General features: G+C 65.3%; 13 protein-coding genes. 7 read left to right on the top strand and 6 right to left on the bottom strand.

What is annotated here, in order from left to right:
- Positions 1 to 88: 88 nt before the first annotated feature.
- Positions 89 to 1,486: an FAD/NAD(P)-binding protein gene (locus LRX75_RS04285; RefSeq protein WP_231812209.1), complete on the bottom strand. Its 1,398-nt coding sequence runs from the start codon at positions 1,484 to 1,486 to the stop codon at positions 89 to 91.
- 264 nt (positions 1,487 to 1,750) lie between these two features.
- A complete protein-coding gene (locus tag LRX75_RS04280; protein WP_113149859.1) occupies positions 1,751 to 2,146 on the bottom strand; it encodes a BRA0787 family protein in 396 nt (131 codons plus the stop codon).
- A 284-nt stretch (positions 2,147 to 2,430) separates the two neighbouring features.
- Between LRX75_RS04280 and LRX75_RS04275 the strand changes: the two genes are divergently transcribed.
- Both LRX75_RS04275 and LRX75_RS04270 read left to right on the top strand, forming a co-directional pair.
- Positions 2,431 to 5,112 carry a DNA translocase FtsK gene (locus LRX75_RS04275; protein WP_420851145.1) on the top strand — a complete coding sequence of 894 codons (2,682 nt, stop codon included), beginning with the start codon at positions 2,431 to 2,433 and terminating at the stop codon, positions 5,110 to 5,112.
- A 162-nt stretch (positions 5,113 to 5,274) separates the two neighbouring features.
- Positions 5,275 to 5,598 carry a hypothetical protein gene (locus tag LRX75_RS04270; RefSeq protein ID WP_231812207.1) on the top strand — a complete coding sequence of 108 codons (324 nt, stop codon included), beginning with the start codon at positions 5,275 to 5,277 and terminating at the stop codon, positions 5,596 to 5,598.
- 81 nt (positions 5,599 to 5,679) lie between these two features.
- Here the strand turns inward: LRX75_RS04270 and LRX75_RS04265 are convergent, their stop codons facing one another.
- Entirely contained in the window at positions 5,680 to 6,183 is a 504-nt protein-coding gene (locus LRX75_RS04265; RefSeq protein ID WP_231812205.1) for a DUF3597 domain-containing protein, read from the bottom strand.
- A gap of 233 nt (positions 6,184 to 6,416) precedes the next feature.
- Between LRX75_RS04265 and leuD the strand changes: the two genes are divergently transcribed.
- Together leuD and LRX75_RS04255 are read left to right on the top strand one after the other, a co-directional pair.
- Positions 6,417 to 7,022: a 3-isopropylmalate dehydratase small subunit gene (gene leuD / locus LRX75_RS04260; protein ID WP_231812204.1), complete on the top strand. Its 606-nt coding sequence runs from the start codon at positions 6,417 to 6,419 to the stop codon at positions 7,020 to 7,022.
- Positions 7,022 to 7,423 (top strand): RidA family protein, encoded by a 402-nt coding sequence (locus LRX75_RS04255; RefSeq protein ID WP_231812202.1) that lies wholly within the window; start codon positions 7,022 to 7,024, stop codon positions 7,421 to 7,423. Before leuD ends, LRX75_RS04255 begins: the two co-directional genes overlap by 1 nt.
- A gap of 81 nt (positions 7,424 to 7,504) precedes the next feature.
- Here the strand turns inward: LRX75_RS04255 and LRX75_RS04250 are convergent, their stop codons facing one another.
- Entirely contained in the window at positions 7,505 to 9,259 is a 1,755-nt protein-coding gene (locus LRX75_RS04250) for a glucan ABC transporter ATP-binding protein/ permease (RefSeq protein ID WP_113149865.1), read from the bottom strand.
- 412 nt (positions 9,260 to 9,671) lie between these two features.
- Here LRX75_RS04250 and pyc point away from each other — a divergent pair, with 412 nt between their 5' ends.
- A complete protein-coding gene (gene pyc / locus LRX75_RS04245; RefSeq protein ID WP_231812200.1) occupies positions 9,672 to 13,127 on the top strand; it encodes a pyruvate carboxylase in 3,456 nt (1,151 codons plus the stop codon).
- Positions 13,128 to 13,225: 98 nt separating this feature from the next.
- Here pyc and LRX75_RS04240 read toward each other — a convergent pair whose 3' ends face one another.
- Together LRX75_RS04240 and LRX75_RS04235 are read right to left on the bottom strand one after the other, a co-directional pair.
- Positions 13,226 to 13,933 (bottom strand): LrgB family protein, encoded by a 708-nt coding sequence (locus LRX75_RS04240; RefSeq protein ID WP_231812467.1) that lies wholly within the window; start codon positions 13,931 to 13,933, stop codon positions 13,226 to 13,228.
- 59 nt (positions 13,934 to 13,992) lie between these two features.
- Positions 13,993 to 14,370 carry a CidA/LrgA family protein gene (locus tag LRX75_RS04235; protein WP_231812198.1) on the bottom strand — a complete coding sequence of 126 codons (378 nt, stop codon included), beginning with the start codon at positions 14,368 to 14,370 and terminating at the stop codon, positions 13,993 to 13,995.
- A 164-nt stretch (positions 14,371 to 14,534) separates the two neighbouring features.
- On the opposite strand from LRX75_RS04235, the gene LRX75_RS04230 reads away from it, so the two are divergent.
- Together LRX75_RS04230 and LRX75_RS04225 are read left to right on the top strand one after the other, a co-directional pair.
- Positions 14,535 to 15,314 carry a DeoR/GlpR family DNA-binding transcription regulator gene (locus tag LRX75_RS04230; RefSeq protein WP_113149868.1) on the top strand — a complete coding sequence of 260 codons (780 nt, stop codon included), beginning with the start codon at positions 14,535 to 14,537 and terminating at the stop codon, positions 15,312 to 15,314.
- Between the two features lie 128 nt (positions 15,315 to 15,442).
- On the top strand, positions 15,443 to 16,582 hold the full coding sequence (locus LRX75_RS04225) for an MFS transporter (RefSeq protein WP_231812465.1): 1,140 nt from the start codon (positions 15,443 to 15,445) through the stop codon (positions 16,580 to 16,582).
- Positions 16,583 to 16,687 lie beyond the last annotated feature (105 nt).

The raw sequence follows: 16,687 nt of genomic DNA, 5'->3' as shown, positions 1-16,687 counted from the left end.
GAGAGGGGGTCGCGAGCCCAGGAACAGGCATCTGAGATCCGGGACCCTCTCCCGGCCGGCCCGCTTCCCGATCGGCGGCGCTGGCGCGTCAGCCGGCCTGACGCTGCGGGCGGGCGCGCATATCGATGAGGGCGGCGGCGGCATAGGTCTGGGCGACGATCTCCGGCACCAGATCGATATCCGGCAGGGAGCCGAGGCCGAGGGGGCCGATGGCGAAGAGGCCGAGGGAGCGTCCCCGCGCATCGAGAAGCTCGCCGGCCGGATTGACGGAGAGGCCGAGGTGCAGCTCGTCGGTGACGGCGAGCTGGTTGCGGAGAGCGGCGGCGATCACTGGCACGTCGAGATCGGCCGAGAGGCAGCGGCAATCGATGATGCGGTCGGCCGTGAACAGGCTTTCCGCCTGCTCGCCCGCCCAGCGGACGACGAGGCCCTGAGAGGAGCGGCGCAGCGCCGTGCCACGCCGCAGTTCGGTGAGCCCCGCTCCAAGCTCGCGCTCCAGCCGGGCATGGACGTCGGCCGGCAGCCTGTTGCGGTGAGCGTCGTAGATCGAGCGCAGATGCCGGTTGAACTGCCGCTTCTCGCTGGGCGGAAGGGACGACCAGAGCGAACTGGCGCGCTTGCGCAGCCCGTTCATGGCCGCCTGCCAGCTCCAGCCGTTCTCCTCCGCCTCCGCACAGGCCTCGCGCACGAAGCGCAGGATATGGCGCAGCTGCGAGGGCATGGGCTGGGTGGGAAACACCGAATCGGCGGCCAGCCGCGTGTGCGGCTGGGGCAGGAAGCCGCGGCGCGAGAGGATGGAGATCCGGCCGGCGAAACCCGCATCGCGCAGCTGCAGCACCTGATCCACGGCGCGAAGGCCGCTGCCCATGACGATCACATGCTTCTCGATGCTTTGCGGCGTCGTGATCTCGCGGGTCAGCGCCCGCGCTACATCGCCCGCATCGGCCTTCAGGCCGTAGCCCGTCGCCAGAATCACGTCGTCGAACACCATGGCGCCACCATCGGCAAAGCCGAGGCGAACGCCGCCATGATCGAGCCGACGGATATCGTCGGCGACGTCGTGCGACATCTGCACCGTCACGTCGCGCCGCTGGGCGAGCGCCTCGGAAAAGCGCTGGTAGACATAGTCGCTGAAGATCGATTTCGGCACGAAGATCTGCCCGAAACCGGGAATGGCGGCAGACACGGCATCGCGAAATTCGCTGCTCGCCTGCAGCCAGCGCGTGAAATCCTTCGGCTCCCCGGTCGCGACCGAAAGATCGCGGGCGCGGCTGTTGAGGATTTCCGTCGAGCGGGCGCCGGCCAGCGCCTGGCCGCCGCTGATCGTGGGCGCCGGATCGAACAGGCGCAGCCGGAAGGGTTGCGTCACCGTCTTCAGAAGGGCGATCGCCATCATGATGCCGGAGAAGCCACGGCCGACCACCGCGATGTCGAGCGGGTCGCCGGATGCGCGTCGGCCGGACGCGGAAAGGTCGTGAACCGTCATATCATTCCTCCCTTCCTGCCGCCTCCAGCAGGTGTCGGATCGTTGAACCGGATGCCCTCGCCCTGGTCGTCCTCGATGAAGAGGTAACGTCCGGGCGCATGCGTTCACACATATGCGGTCATGTCATCAGCGGTGGATTACAACACGGGTTTCGTCCGCCAGCAAGCGGTTTTCACGTTCCGTTAACGTCTGCCATCATCGGGTAGGCCCGCGCATGGGAGGCCTCCCCCACAAGAAAGGGGCCACTTTCGCGGCCCCTTTGACTTACGTGCGAACGAGGCGATGCGCCTGCTGTCGCTCCATCCTGCGAAGGAAGGCGTTGATATCGGCCCGTCCGCTGCGCACCTGGCGCTTGCGGATCATGATACCCATGATCCGGGCAGCCGTGGAGACCGTCATATCGTCGAGCGGGCTCTCGCTCGACCACGGTTTGGTCAGCTGCGACGTCACCACCTCCCGGACGGACGTCGGCAGAATATCGGTGCATCCGCGCATATGATCGAAGACCAGCGCGATCGGCAGGAGTGCACCCTGAAAGTAGATGGTCGGCGCATCCGCGCCCCCGTCCCATTCCTCGTAGGCGTCGATCGCCTCGCGGAACAGCTGATGCAGCGTAATCGGAGCATGCCCCTGGTGAAGTTCTGGCAGTAGAGTGTTCATCTGCGTCTCCTCACATTTGCTTCGACGCGGGCGGGTCGCGCCTGCACATTTCCGCCGGACACATTAATGACCCGCTTTGCCGACGGGTTCCACCCTTTCGAGAAATTTTTTTGCGCATTTCGTGTGGGCGCAAATCCTTAAGCCAAGGATTACAATAGCTTTGCACCGGCACGCCAGTCTTTCGTCCTCCTTGCCGGCGCTGCGTGGAAAGGGCTGATTAACCTTTATTTTCTATTGAATAGAGGTGCCCATCGGCCCTCATGTTCCCGAGTTTGCAGGTTCCCATGCGTCTATCCAGAACGAATCTTCCCCACGGTATCGACAATGCGAAGGCGGAGGATGCGCCCCCGCGCATCGAGCCGGTCAAGCGGATCTACGGTACGCCGGAGACGCTCGGCGGCGCTTTCCTGTCGGGCACCGATACGGAGAATGCCGACGAGATGGCCGCCGGCGAGATCGAAGGACGCGCGCCGATCTGGCAGAGCAACTTCGTCATCGGCCCGAACGTCCGCTTCACCCGCACGCCGGACAGCGCCTATCCCAAGCGCAGCCCGAAATCGCCGCCCATGCTCGAAATGGTACAGATCGACGAGCATCCCCCAGCGTCGATCTCCGACATGACAGAGGCAACGGCCTCGATGGAACGACCCGAAATGACACAGACCTTCGATCTGCCGGAACCCGATTTCGCGACCGCGCGCGGCGCCCTGGCTCTGGCCCTGAAGCTGCGCCGCGAATTCGCCCAGGCCGATGCCTGGCCGCAGATGGCGCAGCTGGACGCACCGGCAAACACTGAGCCGGAGAGTGTCGTCGTGGCCGCCGAGCCCGAAGCCGAAGCCGCACCCGCGATCGAAGACGTCGCTGCCCCGGCAGAGACGCCCGCGCCGGTCTCGCTGGCGCCCCGCGCCTTCAGCTTCGCGATCAACGATGCGATCTTCTTCGAAACGCTGCTCTCCAACCCGGATTTCGATCCGTCGCTCTCCCTCATCCCGGCGCCTGCTATCCGGGAAACGGCATCGGTGAAAGCCGGGCGCGAAACCATGGCGATCCCGTTTGCGGCCGAAACGCCTGCCCCCGTGCCGCCGACGATCGCCTTCCGGACCAGCCCGGAATCGGTCACGGCGCTCTATCGCGTGATCGAGGTCGGCCCGGCAAAGGTCGCGGCCCCCTCCGCCATGGACGGGACCGCACCGGTCGAAGCGGTCGCCGAGGCGGAGCCGCAGGCCGCACCGGAACCGGTCGCCGAAGTGCTGGCCGCGCCCGAGCCTGCCGAGGACGCGCCGGCCGCCGTCAAGCCGCGCATCCGGGCCACGCAGCTTGCCGCCCGGCTGACGCCGTCGCTGCAGCTGAGCGCCGCTGCGCGCGCCATCGATCTCTCGGTTCTGCCGGAGATGGAAGGTTACCAGCTGCCGTCGGTCGAGCTTCTGCAGGAACCGGTGATCCAGCAGACCACCTCCATGAGCCAGGAGGCGCTGGAACAGAGCGCGGGCCTGCTCGAAAGCGTGCTGGAAGATTTCGGCGTGCGCGGCGAGATCATCGACGTGCGGCCGGGTCCGGTCGTCACGCTCTATGAATTCGAGCCGGCACCGGGCGTCAAATCCTCGCGCGTCATCGGCCTTTCCGACGATATCGCCCGCTCCATGTCGGCGCTGTCCGCCCGCGTCGCCGTCGTTCCCGGCCGCAACGTCATCGGCATCGAACTGCCGAACCCGGTGCGCGAAACCGTCTATTTCCGCGAGATGATCGAGTCACACAGCTACGAGGAAACGAAGTTCAAGCTGCCGCTCTGCCTCGGCAAGACGATCGGCGGCGAGCCGGTCGTGGCGGAACTCGCCAAGATGCCGCATCTGCTCGTCGCGGGCACGACGGGCTCCGGCAAGTCGGTGGCGATCAACACGATGATCCTGTCGCTCCTTTATCGCCTGAAGCCTGAGGAATGCCGCCTGATCATGGTCGATCCGAAGATGCTGGAACTGTCGATCTATGACGGCATCCCGCATCTGCTCACCCCCGTCGTTACCGACCCGAAGAAGGCCGTGATGGCGCTGAAATGGGCGGTCCGGGAAATGGAGGACCGCTATCGCAAGATGTCGCGGCTCGGCGTGCGCAATATCGACGGCTATAACGGCCGCGCGGCGATCGCGCGCGCCAAGGGCGAAACGGTGTTCACGACGGTCCAGACCGGCTTCGACCGCGGTTCCGGCGAACCGGTGTTCGAGGAACAGGAACTCGACCTCGCACCGATGCCCTATATCGTCATCATCGTCGACGAGATGGCCGACCTGATGATGGTCGCCGGCAAGGAGATCGAAGGCGCGATCCAGCGGCTCGCCCAGATGGCCCGCGCCGCCGGCATCCACCTGATCATGGCGACGCAGCGCCCCTCGGTCGATGTCATCACGGGCACGATCAAGGCCAACTTCCCGACGCGCATCTCCTTCCAGGTCACCTCGAAGATCGACAGCCGCACCATCCTCGGCGAACAGGGTGCCGAACACCTGCTCGGTCAGGGCGACATGCTGCACATGGTCGGCGGCGGACGCATCGCCCGCGTCCACGGGCCCTTCGTTTCGGACGAAGAGGTCGAGAAGGTCGTCAACCATCTGAAGGCGCAGGGACGTCCGGAATATCTCGGCACCGTCACCGAGGACGCCGACGAGGTCGAGGACGCGCCCGAAGAGGATACGGCCGTGTTCGACAAGTCCGGCATGGCCGAAGAAGACGGACAGGACCTCTACGACAAGGCCGTCAAGGTGGTGCTACGCGACAAGAAGTGCTCGACCTCCTACATCCAGCGCCGCCTGCAGATCGGCTACAACCGTGCCGCCTCGCTGGTGGAGCGCATGGAACGCGAAGGCCTCGTCGGCGCAGCCAACCACGTCGGCAAGCGCTCGATCATCGCCGGTGGACGCGACACGCTGGAGCCGGTCGCCATCGAGCCCGCGGCCCTCGAAAGCGAGGACTGAGGACAGGCATGGCGCTCGGGGCGGGACACGCGCCCCGAGCGCAGCAGTGCCCACGCGGTCTCCTCGCGCAACCCCCTCCGGGGCAGGCATTTGGAACCAAATGCGCGCTCGCGAATTATCCCGCGTTCTGAGGGCGCGACACCGCGCGTGGGAGATAGCATCATGAAGAAAATTCTAGCCTCTGCCGGCATTGCGCTGGCGATCGCCGCCGGCGGCGCGGCCGGCTTTACAGGCGTTGCCAATGCGCAGGGCGTGGAACTGCGCGTCGGACCGGACGGCATCCGTCCCGTCATTCGCGAATCCCGCCGCGAGCGCGGTCGCGACCGGTGCGGCGAACGCGAAGCCCGCGCGGCCGCGCGCGACTCGGGTCTGCGCGATCCGGAAGTCGTGCGCGTCACCGACCGCCGCGTTGTCGTGGAAGGCATGACCCGCCGCGGCCCGCAGCGCATCACCTTCGCCAACCGGAACGGCTGCCCGGAAATCTGATCGGCGTCGAACGCGACGATTAAAGACTAAGGGCTCCGGCATTGCTGCCGGAGCCCTTTTTTCATGTTCCGACCTTGACGATCAGTCGAGCAGCTCGGCCGGCACCTTGCCGCCGTTTTCCGACAGCTTCTGAAGCAGCGCCTTGTGCAGGAACATGTTCATCTTGCCGGAGTCGTTCGCATCGCCCGTATAATGCAGCTCCTGCGCCAGTTCCTTGCGCTCCGAAAGGCTGGCTTCCATGCCGAGCGCCTTCATCAGATCGACGATCGAGTGGCGCCAGTCGAGCTTCTGGCCCTTGGCGGCGACGGCCTTGTCGAGCATCGCGGCAACATCGACCGGACCGGACGACGCCGTGGTGGCCGGAGGCGCCTGCGACGGGGCGGCCGTCGGCGTGCCGGATGTCGTGCTCGCGGACGCTGAACCGGCCGTGCCTGTCGGGGCAACCGGTGTGGCCGAGGGTGCCGTGGATGCGACGACGGGGCCGGTGCCGGTGGGATTGATGGTCGTGCCGGTCGGCGAAGCCGGAGCGGCAGCCTTGTCGTGATGGCCGAAGATCGCGTCCTTGATCTTGTCGAAAATGCCCATGGGAACGTCCTCCTTTGGTGGGGGCGGCGCATTGCGTGCGCGCCTGCCTGCAGGACTAACTATGCCGCAGGTTTCATTCTCCAAGGGCACGCCCTGGAATGGCAGGCGGTCGAGGGACGGAGGCCGGCAGAGGCGCACCGGTGCCATCGGAGATTTTTCTTCAAATCATCGGCGTTTTGCTCTAAAGCGCGAGGCAAATCCGTTCCCCCCTGGATAACGAAAGTCGCAAGGCCATGGACAAGTTCGTCAAGCTCACCGGCGTCGCCGCTCCCCTGCCCGTCGTCAATATCGACACGGACATGATCATTCCGAAGGACTACCTGAAGACGATCAAGCGCACCGGGCTCGGCACCGGCCTGTTCGCCGAAGCGCGCTACAACGAGGACGGCACGCCGAACGAAAGCTTCGTGCTGAACAAGCCCGCCTACCAGAATGCCAAGATCCTGGTCGCCGGCGACAATTTCGGCTGCGGCTCCTCGCGCGAACACGCGCCCTGGGCGCTGCTCGATTTCGGCATCCGCTGCGTCATCTCGACCTCGTTTGCCGACATTTTCTACAACAACTGTTTCAAGAACGGCATCCTGCCGGTCGTCGTCAGCCCCGAGGATCTCGAAAAGCTGATGGACGATGCGAGCCGCGGCTCGAACGCCGTCCTGACGGTCGATCTCGAGAACCTCGAAATCACCGGTCCCGATGGCGGCAAGATCGGCTTCGAGCTCGACGCCTTCAAGCGTCACTGCATGCTGAACGGCCTCGACGATATCGGCCTAACGCTGGAGAAAGTTTCGGCCATCGACGGCTTCGAAAAGTCGAACGCCGTCGAGCGTCCCTGGGCCTGATGGCGGACGCCGGGGCATCGGAAACCCGCCGGCTGATCTCGTCGGGCTCGCCGTTCGAAAGGACGGCGGGCTATTCGCGCGCACTCGTCCAGGGCGACTGGTGCTTCGTTTCCGGCACCACCGGCTATGATTACGCGACCATGACCATGCCCGACACGGTGGAGGAGCAGGCCCGCAATTGCCTGAAGACCATCGACGGTGCCGTCCGCGAGGCCGGCTTCTCTCTGTCCGACGTCGTTCGCTGCCACTATTACATCTCTGACGCCAGCTTCGCCGATCGGGTCTTCCCCATCCTCGGAGAGGTCTTCGGCGACATCCGACCGGCCGCCACCATGATCGTCTGCGGGCTGATCCGGCCGGAGATGCTGATCGAGATCGAGGTCACGGCCCTCCGCCGCTGACACCCGCGCCAAAGCCCCGACGCAAAAACGCCCCGCTTTCGACGGGGCGTTTTCGTCTTCGATCGTCTGTTCCTTCCCGGATCAGGCAGCCGTTGCGCGGCGGACGTCGTCGTCCGTCAGGATGCCCGAGGCCCGCAGCAGGGCTGCAAAGCGGCCGTTGGACTGGCTGAGCTCGTTGAAGCCGCCCATTTCGACGATCCGGCCACGGTCCATGAAGACCACCAGGTCGGCTTCGCGAACCGTCGAGAGACGGTGTGCGATGATGAAGGTCGTGCGATCCTTGCGCAGATTGTCGATCGCATCCTTCACCCGGTTTTCGGTTTCCACGTCGAGCGCGGAGGTGGCTTCGTCCAGCACCAGGATCGGTGCGTTCTTCAGAATGGCCCGAGCGATCGCGATCCGCTGGCGCTCGCCGCCGGAGAGGCGGTTGCCCCGTTCGCCGACCCGAGTGTCGTAACCCGTGTCGCGGCTTTCGATGAAGTCCGAAGCAGCGGCAGCTTCAGCGGCCTTCACGACCTCTTCCGGTGTGGCATCCTCGCGGCCCAGACGGATATTGTCCGAGATGGAGCGGTTGAGGAGGCCGGCGTCCTGGAAGACGGTGGCGATCGAGGCGCGCAGCGACTTGCGGGTCACCTTGGCGACATCGACGCCGTCGATCAGGACCTTGCCGGAGGCTGGTTCGTTCACACGCTGCAGCATGTTGATCAGCGTGGTCTTGCCGGAGCCGGTAGGGCCGACGATGGCGATGGTCTGGCCGGCCTTCACCTTGATGTTGATGTCGTGCAGGCCATCCGAGGTGCCCGGGAAGTGATAGGTCAGATCGCGGAACTCGACGTCGCCACGAACATGGTTCAGTTCACCGGCATCGGCAGGCTCTTCACGGTCACGAACCGAGTCCTCGAGGTTGAAGAAGTCTTCGAGCTTCGCACGGGCTTCGAAGATCTGGTTGACGAAGTTCTTCATCTGGTCGAGACGGCCGATCAGCAGGTTGGCAAAGCCGATGAAGGCAACCACTTCGCCGACACCCAGTTCGCCGCGCTGGACGAGGATGGTGCCGATGACGAGGATCGTCATCATGGAGATCGTGGACGCCATGCGGTTGAGGCCGCTGGCAAGTGCCCACCAGTCGAGAACCGGCAGCTGCACGGACATGAGCTTCTGCGTGAAGGCCTTCAGCTCGCGCGTTTCGGCTTCGATGCGGTTGTAGCTGTGCACGACCGAGACGTTGCTGATGGCATCCGACACATGGCCGAACACGGTGTGGTAGTGGCCTTCGACGGCCGCCTGGCCGTCCTTCGTCTTTGCCATGACCAGCTTGCCGATGATGACGTAGAGCGTGCCGAGAACGACGAGGACGATCGACAGGCGCCAGTCCATCGCAAAAGCGGTGGGAACCAGCAGCGTCAGCGCGACGGCCGTCGAGAGATGCTCGCGCATGAATTCGAGCCAGAGGCCGAACAGCGTTTCGCAAGCCCGCAGCAGCGTGTGCAGCGCGTTCGATGTCCCGCGCTGGCTGTGCCAGGACAGCGGCATGGAGATGATGCGGCCGAAGGCTTCCGTGATCAGCGTCGCACGGCGCTGATGCGCCAGGCGGTCGGCTTCACGGGCGACCAGCACGAAAGCGATGGTGTTGAAGATGCCGAGCGTCGCCCACATGATGAGGGTCGACGTGACTTCCGTCTTGGAGGAGATCGCGTCGATGATGCGGCCGAACAGGATCGGCTCGGCAATCGTGATGGCAGCCAGCACGATGTTGGCGAGCACGATCGCGGAAACGCGAAACTTGTGAGCGGCGAGATACTGGAGCGCTCTCGCATAGACCTGAAACAATGACACTGTCTTATCCCTCGTGGGAAATCTCGTTGTCGCGCCAGACCGGCCAACCGGCCCGGCTTGAAGACGAACCGGTGAGAAGACGTGCCTCTCCCTGTTCGATGAGGCCACTATCGCAATCGCAACATGAATGGTCGCTGAACGAGACATTCATGTTGCACTGCAGCGCTGCGGGAGGCACCCGGCGTCGCCGTTGCGACGGTCTGTCGAAGACGATGCGGGAAAAGCGTGCCGACATTGTGTAAGCCGACCGGAACAGGCGAAACAGAAGGGCTTTCTCGGTCGGGACAGGGCGACGGATGGGCACCATGATTCTGACATTCTTGTGAAATCCGAAATTGAACTTCCTAAAATGAGCGGATAGAACTCATGTCGCGGTGCAGCAGAACCGCACGTCAAGGTGTAGGAGGCCAGCTTGTCCATCAAAAAAATTCTCGTTGCCAATCGATCCGAAATCGCGATTCGCGTGTTTCGAGCCGCCGACGAGCTGGGCCTGAAAACCGTCGCGATCTGGGCCGAGGAGGACAAGCTCGCCTTGCACCGCTTCAAGGCCGACGAAAGCTACCAGATCGGGCGGGGGCCCCATCTGGAGCGCGACCTCGGACCGATCGAAAGCTATCTCTCGATCGACGAGATTCTGCGCGTGGCCAAGCTGTCGGGCGCGGACGCGATCCATCCGGGCTACGGCCTGCTGTCGGAAAGCCCGGAATTCGTGGATGCCTGCAAGGAAGCCGGCATCATCTTCATCGGCCCGACGGGCGACACGATGCGCCGTCTCGGCAACAAGGTCGCCGCGCGCAATCTCGCCATCGAGATCGGCGTGCCCGTGGTGCCCGCGACCGAGCCGCTGCCGGACGACATGGAGCAGGTGGCGCGCATGGCCGAGGAGATCGGCTATCCCATCATGCTGAAGGCTTCCTGGGGCGGCGGCGGTCGTGGCATGCGCGCCATCCGCGACCCGAAGGACCTCGCCCGCGAGGTGACGGAGGCCAAGCGCGAGGCCAAGGCCGCCTTCGGCAAGGACGAGGTCTATCTTGAAAAGCTGGTGGAACGGGCCCGCCACGTCGAAAGCCAGGTTCTGGGCGACACCCACGGCAATGTCGTGCATCTGTTCGAGCGCGACTGTTCCGTCCAGCGCCGCAACCAGAAGGTCGTCGAGCGCGCACCGGCCCCCTATCTCACCGAGGCGCAGCGCCAGGAGCTTGCAGCCTACTCGGTCAAGATCGCCCAGGCGACCAGTTACGTGGGTGCCGGCACGGTCGAGTACCTGATGGATATGGACACCGGCAAGTTTTACTTCATCGAGGTGAACCCGCGCATCCAGGTCGAGCACACCGTGACCGAAGTCGTCACCGGCATCGATATCGTCAAGGCGCAGATCCACATTCTCGACGGCCACGCCATCGGCACACCGGAATCCGGCGTGCCGCAGCAGGCGGACATTCGCCTCAACGGCAATGCGCTGCAGTGCCGCATCACCACGGAAGACCCCGAACAGAACTTCATTCCCGATTACGGCCGCATCACCGGCTATCGCTCGGCGGCCGGCTTCGGCATTCGCCTCGATGGCGGCACGGCCTATACCGGCGCGGTCATCACCCGCTTCTACGATCCGCTGCTGGTGAAGGTGACCGTCTGGGCGCCGGGCGCGGCCGAGGCCATCACCCGCATGGAACGCGCGCTGCGCGAATTCCGTATCCGCGGCGTGGCGACGAACCTCACCTTCCTCGAAGCCATCATCACGCATCCGAAGTTCCGCGACAATTCCTACACGACGCGCTTCATCGACACGACGCCGGAGCTCTTCCAGCAGGTCAAGCGTCAGGATCGCGCGACCAAGCTGCTTACCTACCTCGCCGACGTCACCGTCAACGGCCATCCCGAGGCCAAGGGTCGCCCGCGCCCGGCGGCCGACATCGCCAAGCCCGTCGTGCCCTTCGCCAAAGGCGAGGTGGTTTCCGGCACCAAGCAGAAGCTGGACGAACTCGGCCCGAAGAAATTCGCCGAATGGGTGCGGGCCGAAAAGCGCGTGCTGATGACCGACACCACCATGCGCGACGGCCACCAGTCGCTGCTTGCGACGCGCATGCGCACCTATGACATCGCGCGCATCGCGGGCACCTATGCCAAGGCACTGCCGCAGCTGTTCTCGCTGGAGTGCTGGGGCGGCGCGACCTTCGACGTCTCCATGCGCTTCCTGACCGAGGACCCGTGGGACCGTCTCGCCCGCATTCGCGAGGACGCGCCGAACCTGCTCTTGCAGATGCTGCTGCGCGGCGCGAACGGCGTCGGCTACAAGAACTATCCCGACAATGTCGTGAAATACTTCGTGCGCCAGGCGGCCCGCGAGGGGATCGACGTCTTCCGCGTCTTCGACTGCCTGAACTGGGTCGAGAACATGCGCGTGTCGATGGATGCCGTGAACGAGGAGAACCGCATCTGCGAAGCGGCGATCTGCTACACCGGCGACATCCTCAATGCCGCGCGGCCGAAATACGACCTGAAATACTACACCGCGCTTGCAGGCGAGCTGGAACGCGCCGGCGCGCACATGATCGCCCTGAAGGACATGGCGGGCCTCTTGAAGCCCGCGGCCGCCACCGTGCTGTTCAAGGCGCTGCGCGAGGCGACCGACCTGCCGATCCATTTCCACACGCACGACACGTCGGGCATCGCGGCGGCGACCGTGCTGGCCGCCGTGGATGCGGGCGTCGACGTGGTCGATGCGGCCATGGATTCGCTCTCCGGCAACACCTCGCAGCCCTGCCTCGGCTCGATCGTCGAAGCCTTGAAGGGTTCGGAACGCGATCCGGGTCTCGATCCGGAAGCCATCCGCCGCATTTCCTTCTACTGGGAGGCGGTTCGCCACCAGTATGCCGCCTTCGAAAGCGACCTCAAGGGGCCGGCCTCGGAAGTCTATCTGCATGAAATGCCGGGCGGCCAGTTCACCAACCTCAAGGAACAGGCGCGCTCGCTCGGTCTGGAGACCAAGTGGCACCGGGTCGCCCAGACCTATGCCGACGTCAACCAGATGTTCGGCGACATCGTGAAGGTCACGCCGTCCTCCAAGGTGGTGGGCGACATGGCGCTGATGATGGTGAGCCAGGATCTCTCCGTTGCCGACGTCGAAAATCCGGCCAAGGACGTGTCCTTCCCGGAATCGGTCGTGTCCATGCTGAAGGGCGATCTCGGCCAGCCTCCGGGCGGATGGCCGGAGGCGCTGCAGAAGAAGGCGCTGAAGGGCGAGGAGGCCTATACCGACCGTCCGGGCTCGCTGCTTCCCGAAGCCGATCTCGATGCCGAGCGGCAGGAGGTCGAAACCAAGATCGGCCGTTCGGTCTCGGATGTCGAGTTCGCCTCCTATCTCATGTATCCCAAGGTCTTCACCGATTACGCGCTGGCCGTCGACACCTACGGCCCGGTCTCCGTGCTGCCGACGCATGCCTATTTCTACGGGCTGACGACGGGCGAGGAACTTCTGCCGGAAATCGAGCGCGGCAAGGCGCTGGTCATCCAGCACCAGGCCAAGAGCGAGCCGGACGAGCAGGCCATGGTCAAGGTCTTCTTCGAGCTGAACGGACAGGCCCGCATGATCAAGGTGCCCGACCGCAACCGCGCGGCGACCGCCGCCGTGCGCCGCAAGGCCGAAGCGGGCAACGTCGCCCATCTCGGCGCGCCCATGCCGGGTGTCGTCTCCACGGTCGCCGTCTCTGCCGGCCAGACCGTGAAAGCCGGCGACGTGCTGCTGTCGATCGAAGCCATGAAGATGGAAACGGCGCTGCACGCCGAAAAGGACGGGGTGATCGCCGAGGTGCTGGTGAAGACAGGCGACCAGATCGACACCAAGGACCTCCTCGTCGTCTTCGGCTGACGAGAGAGACCCGATACTGTCACGACACCGGCCGGCGACGGCCGGTGTCGTGCGTTTCGGGCGCGCGCACGTCCCCTATCTGGCGTGGCGCCTCGCCGCTACAAGAACAGCGGCACGATCAGCGCCGTCACCAGCGCGTTCAGCGCCATGGCGATGCCGGCGAAGAGGCCGGCGACCGGATCGACCTGGAATGCGCGGGCGGTGCCGATGCCGTGCGAGGCGAGCCCAGCCGCAAAGCCGCGGGCGGCATAGTCGGTGATCCGCATGCGGTTCATCAGCCCGGTGACGATGACCGCCCCGGTGATGCCCGTGAGGATGACGAAGACGGCGGTCAGGCCGGGATCGCCGCCGAGACCCTTCGATATCGCCATGGCGACGCCGGCCGTCGAGGATTTCGGTGCCATGGAGACGGTGAGCGCTTCCGGAAAGCCGAAGAGCGCACCGAGCGCGAGAACGCTTGAGACCGCCGTGACGCTGCCGGCGGCGAGCGCGGCGAGCATCGGCAGCAGATTGGCGGCCACCAGCCTGATCTGCCGCACCAGCGGCACCGCCAGCGCCACCGTTGCCGGGCCCAGCAGGAAGTGGATGAACTGCGCACCCTCGAAATAGGCGGGGTATGCGACGCCGCCGAGCGTCAGGCCGGTGCCGATGACGACGACGGAGATCAGCACCGGATTGACCATCGGATGTCCGTTCGCCCTGCGCGCCGCGGCCGTGGCCAGCAGCCAGACGACGAGCGTCGCCGTCAACCAGAAGAGCGGCGTTGCGGAGAGATAGACCCAGAGGCTGGACGGCAAGGCCGTCACCGTGTGCGCCGGACCGTCGGCGGCCAGCGGCGCGATCCGTCCGATAGGGGACATCTCGGTCATGGCTTGCGCCTCCACCGCTGCTCCAGATGCTTGGCGAGCGTGAACGCCCATACGGTCACGACCAGGGTGACGACGGTGGAGACGAGAATGGCGGCGAGGATCGGCAGCCCCAGAGACATGACGAGATCGAGGTGCTGGATGATGCCGACGCCGGCGGGCACGAAGAGGATGCCGAGATTGGCGAGCAGCCCGTCGGCAACCTTGCCGGTGGATTGCTCCATGGCGGCAGCGGCGGATAAGCGTCGGGTCGCCAGCAGAAAGAGCGCCAGCAGCGCAAGCCCGATGACCGGCCCCGGGATCTGGCCGCCGGTCGCATAGGACAGGGCCTCCCCGACAAGCTGGAAGCCAAGCAGCCACGTGATGCCCTGGATCATGCCGGGTGTCTCCTGTCGATGTCGAAGCCGCATCTGCTGTCGAGAAATGCCTTGTGGACCCCTCTTTCGCAAAGGGTCAAGACCGGGGATCAGAAATCCCTTTCCAGCCTGACCGAAATTGTTTATGCACGATTGTACCGATTCATGCATGATTGAGGATGGAGATGGCAAGCGACCTGCTGTCGCGCGAGAGACAGGATGCGATCCGGGCCGAGCTCCGCCAGTCCGGCCGGGTGCTCGCCGGCGATCTGGCGCGCGTGTTCAAGGTTTCCGAAGACACGATCCGGCGCGACCTGCGCGACATGGCGGCGGCAGGCCTGTGCGAACGGGTCTATGGCGGCGCGCTGGCATTGCCTGCCGAGCAGCCCTTTTCGGTGCGCACCGGCATTTCCCGCGGGCGCAAACAGGCGCTGGCCGCGGCCGCCGTCTCCTGTCTCCGGGACGGCATGACGGTGTTCGTCGATGCGGGATCGACCAACCTCGCCATCGTTCAGGCGCTTCCGCCCGGGCTGTCCCTCACGCTTGCGACCAACATGCCGGCCATCGCCATGGCCGCGCTGGAACATGCGCGGATCGAGGTGATCACCATCGGCGGACGCATCGACCGTCACGTCGGCGCGGCGATCGGCGCGCAGGCGGAGCGGGATCTGGAAATGCTGCGGCCCGACCTCTGCATTCTCGGCGCCTGCGGCCTCGATGCGCGCGCCGGTCTGACGGGGCTCGTCTATGACGACGTCGCCTTCAAGAAGATCGCCGCCGCCCGCGCGGCGGCCGTGCTGGTCGCCTGCACCAGCGACAAGCTGGAAGCGGTACACCCCTTCGTCATCGCCGGCCTCGGCGACCGGATGACGCTGACGCTCGAGGCGGATGCGCCGGACGCCGTTTCGACCGCGCTCGAGGCGACGGGCGCAACCATTCTGCGGGCCGAGCCGGCGGCCGGCTGATCGCGCACACAAAAGAACGACATGATCCGGCGCTGGCCGGGAGGAGACAGAGAATGGACCACCCCATGACCACAGGCGCCCCGGACGGCTCGGCACCCGCAGCGGCGGACATGGCGCCACGCGGCTACATGCCGAGGATCCGGCTCGCCGTATCGCTGTTGTTCCTCATGAACGGCTTCATGATGGGCAGCTGGGCGCCGAAGATTCCGGTGCTGAAGGATCGGCTCGGCATCAGCGAGGGCATGCTCGGCCTCCTGATTCTCACCTTCGGCATCGGCTCCCTGCTGATGATGCCGGTGGCGGGCGGGCTCATCTCGCGGCTCGGCTCGCGGCGGATCTCCAAGCTGATGGCCGCCTGCCTGGTGCCCGTTCTGCTCCTGCTCAGCCTCGTGCCGGGCCTGCCCCTCGCCTTCGCCGCGCTCTTCCTGTTCGGCGGCTTCGTCGGCGCCATGGACGTGGCGATGAACGCCAATGCGGTGGCCGTGGAAAAACGCATGCGGCGGGCGATCATGTCGTCCTGTCATGCCTATTGGAGCCTCGGCGCGCTGGTCGGCGCCGCGCTCGGCGGCCCGGCGATCGCCCATTTCGGCGAGGTCACCCATGCCGTGCTCGTCACCATCGCCGGCCTCGTGATTCTCCTCGTCGCCTGGCCGATGGTCATGGCCGATCACCCGCATCCCGAGGCGGAAAAGGAAAAGCTCGCCCTGCCGCGCTCGCCCCTGCCCTGGCTCATCGGCATCGTCGCCCTGTTTTCGATGATCCCCGAGGGATCGGTGATCGACTGGAGCGCGCTCTACATGCGCAACGAGCTCGGTGCATCCGTCGCCTTGTCCGGCTACGGCTTTGCCGCCTTCTCCGCCACCATGGCAATCATGCGCTTTGCCGGGGATCATGTCCGCGATCGCTTCGGCGCGGTGAAGACGCTGCGCGTCTGCACGCTGCTCGCGCTCGTCGGACTGGTGATGGCGGGGCTGGCCCCCAGCGCGACCATTGCCATCATCGGCTTTGCGCTCGCCGGCATCGGGATCTCCAACATGGTGCCGATCGCTTTTTCGGCGGCCGGCAACCTGCCGGGTCTGGCGCCGGGCATCGGCCTCTCCGTCGTCACCTTCATGGGCTATTCCGGCATCCTGTTCGCCCCGTCCCTGATCGGCTTCATCGCCGAGCATGTCGGCTTCTCCATCATCTTCACGTCGATCCCCCTGCTCTTCCTCGTCGTTCTCCTGCTGTCGGGCCACGCGGTTCATGCGGATGCGACGAAGAACTGATCCGGTTTCCGGTTGATCGATTTTCCGGCCAGAGAGTTTCGATGGGGCTTGTTTCCGGCGCGCGAAGCGATCCGCCGGAAAGCGTATGACAGGAGAAACGGCGAA

Origin of the sequence: Rhizobium quercicola (assembly GCF_021168455.1) — a bacterium.
Lineage (GTDB): Bacteria > Pseudomonadota > Alphaproteobacteria > Rhizobiales > Rhizobiaceae > Ferranicluibacter > Ferranicluibacter quercicola.
This window is presented reverse-complemented; position numbering and strand designations above follow the sequence as displayed.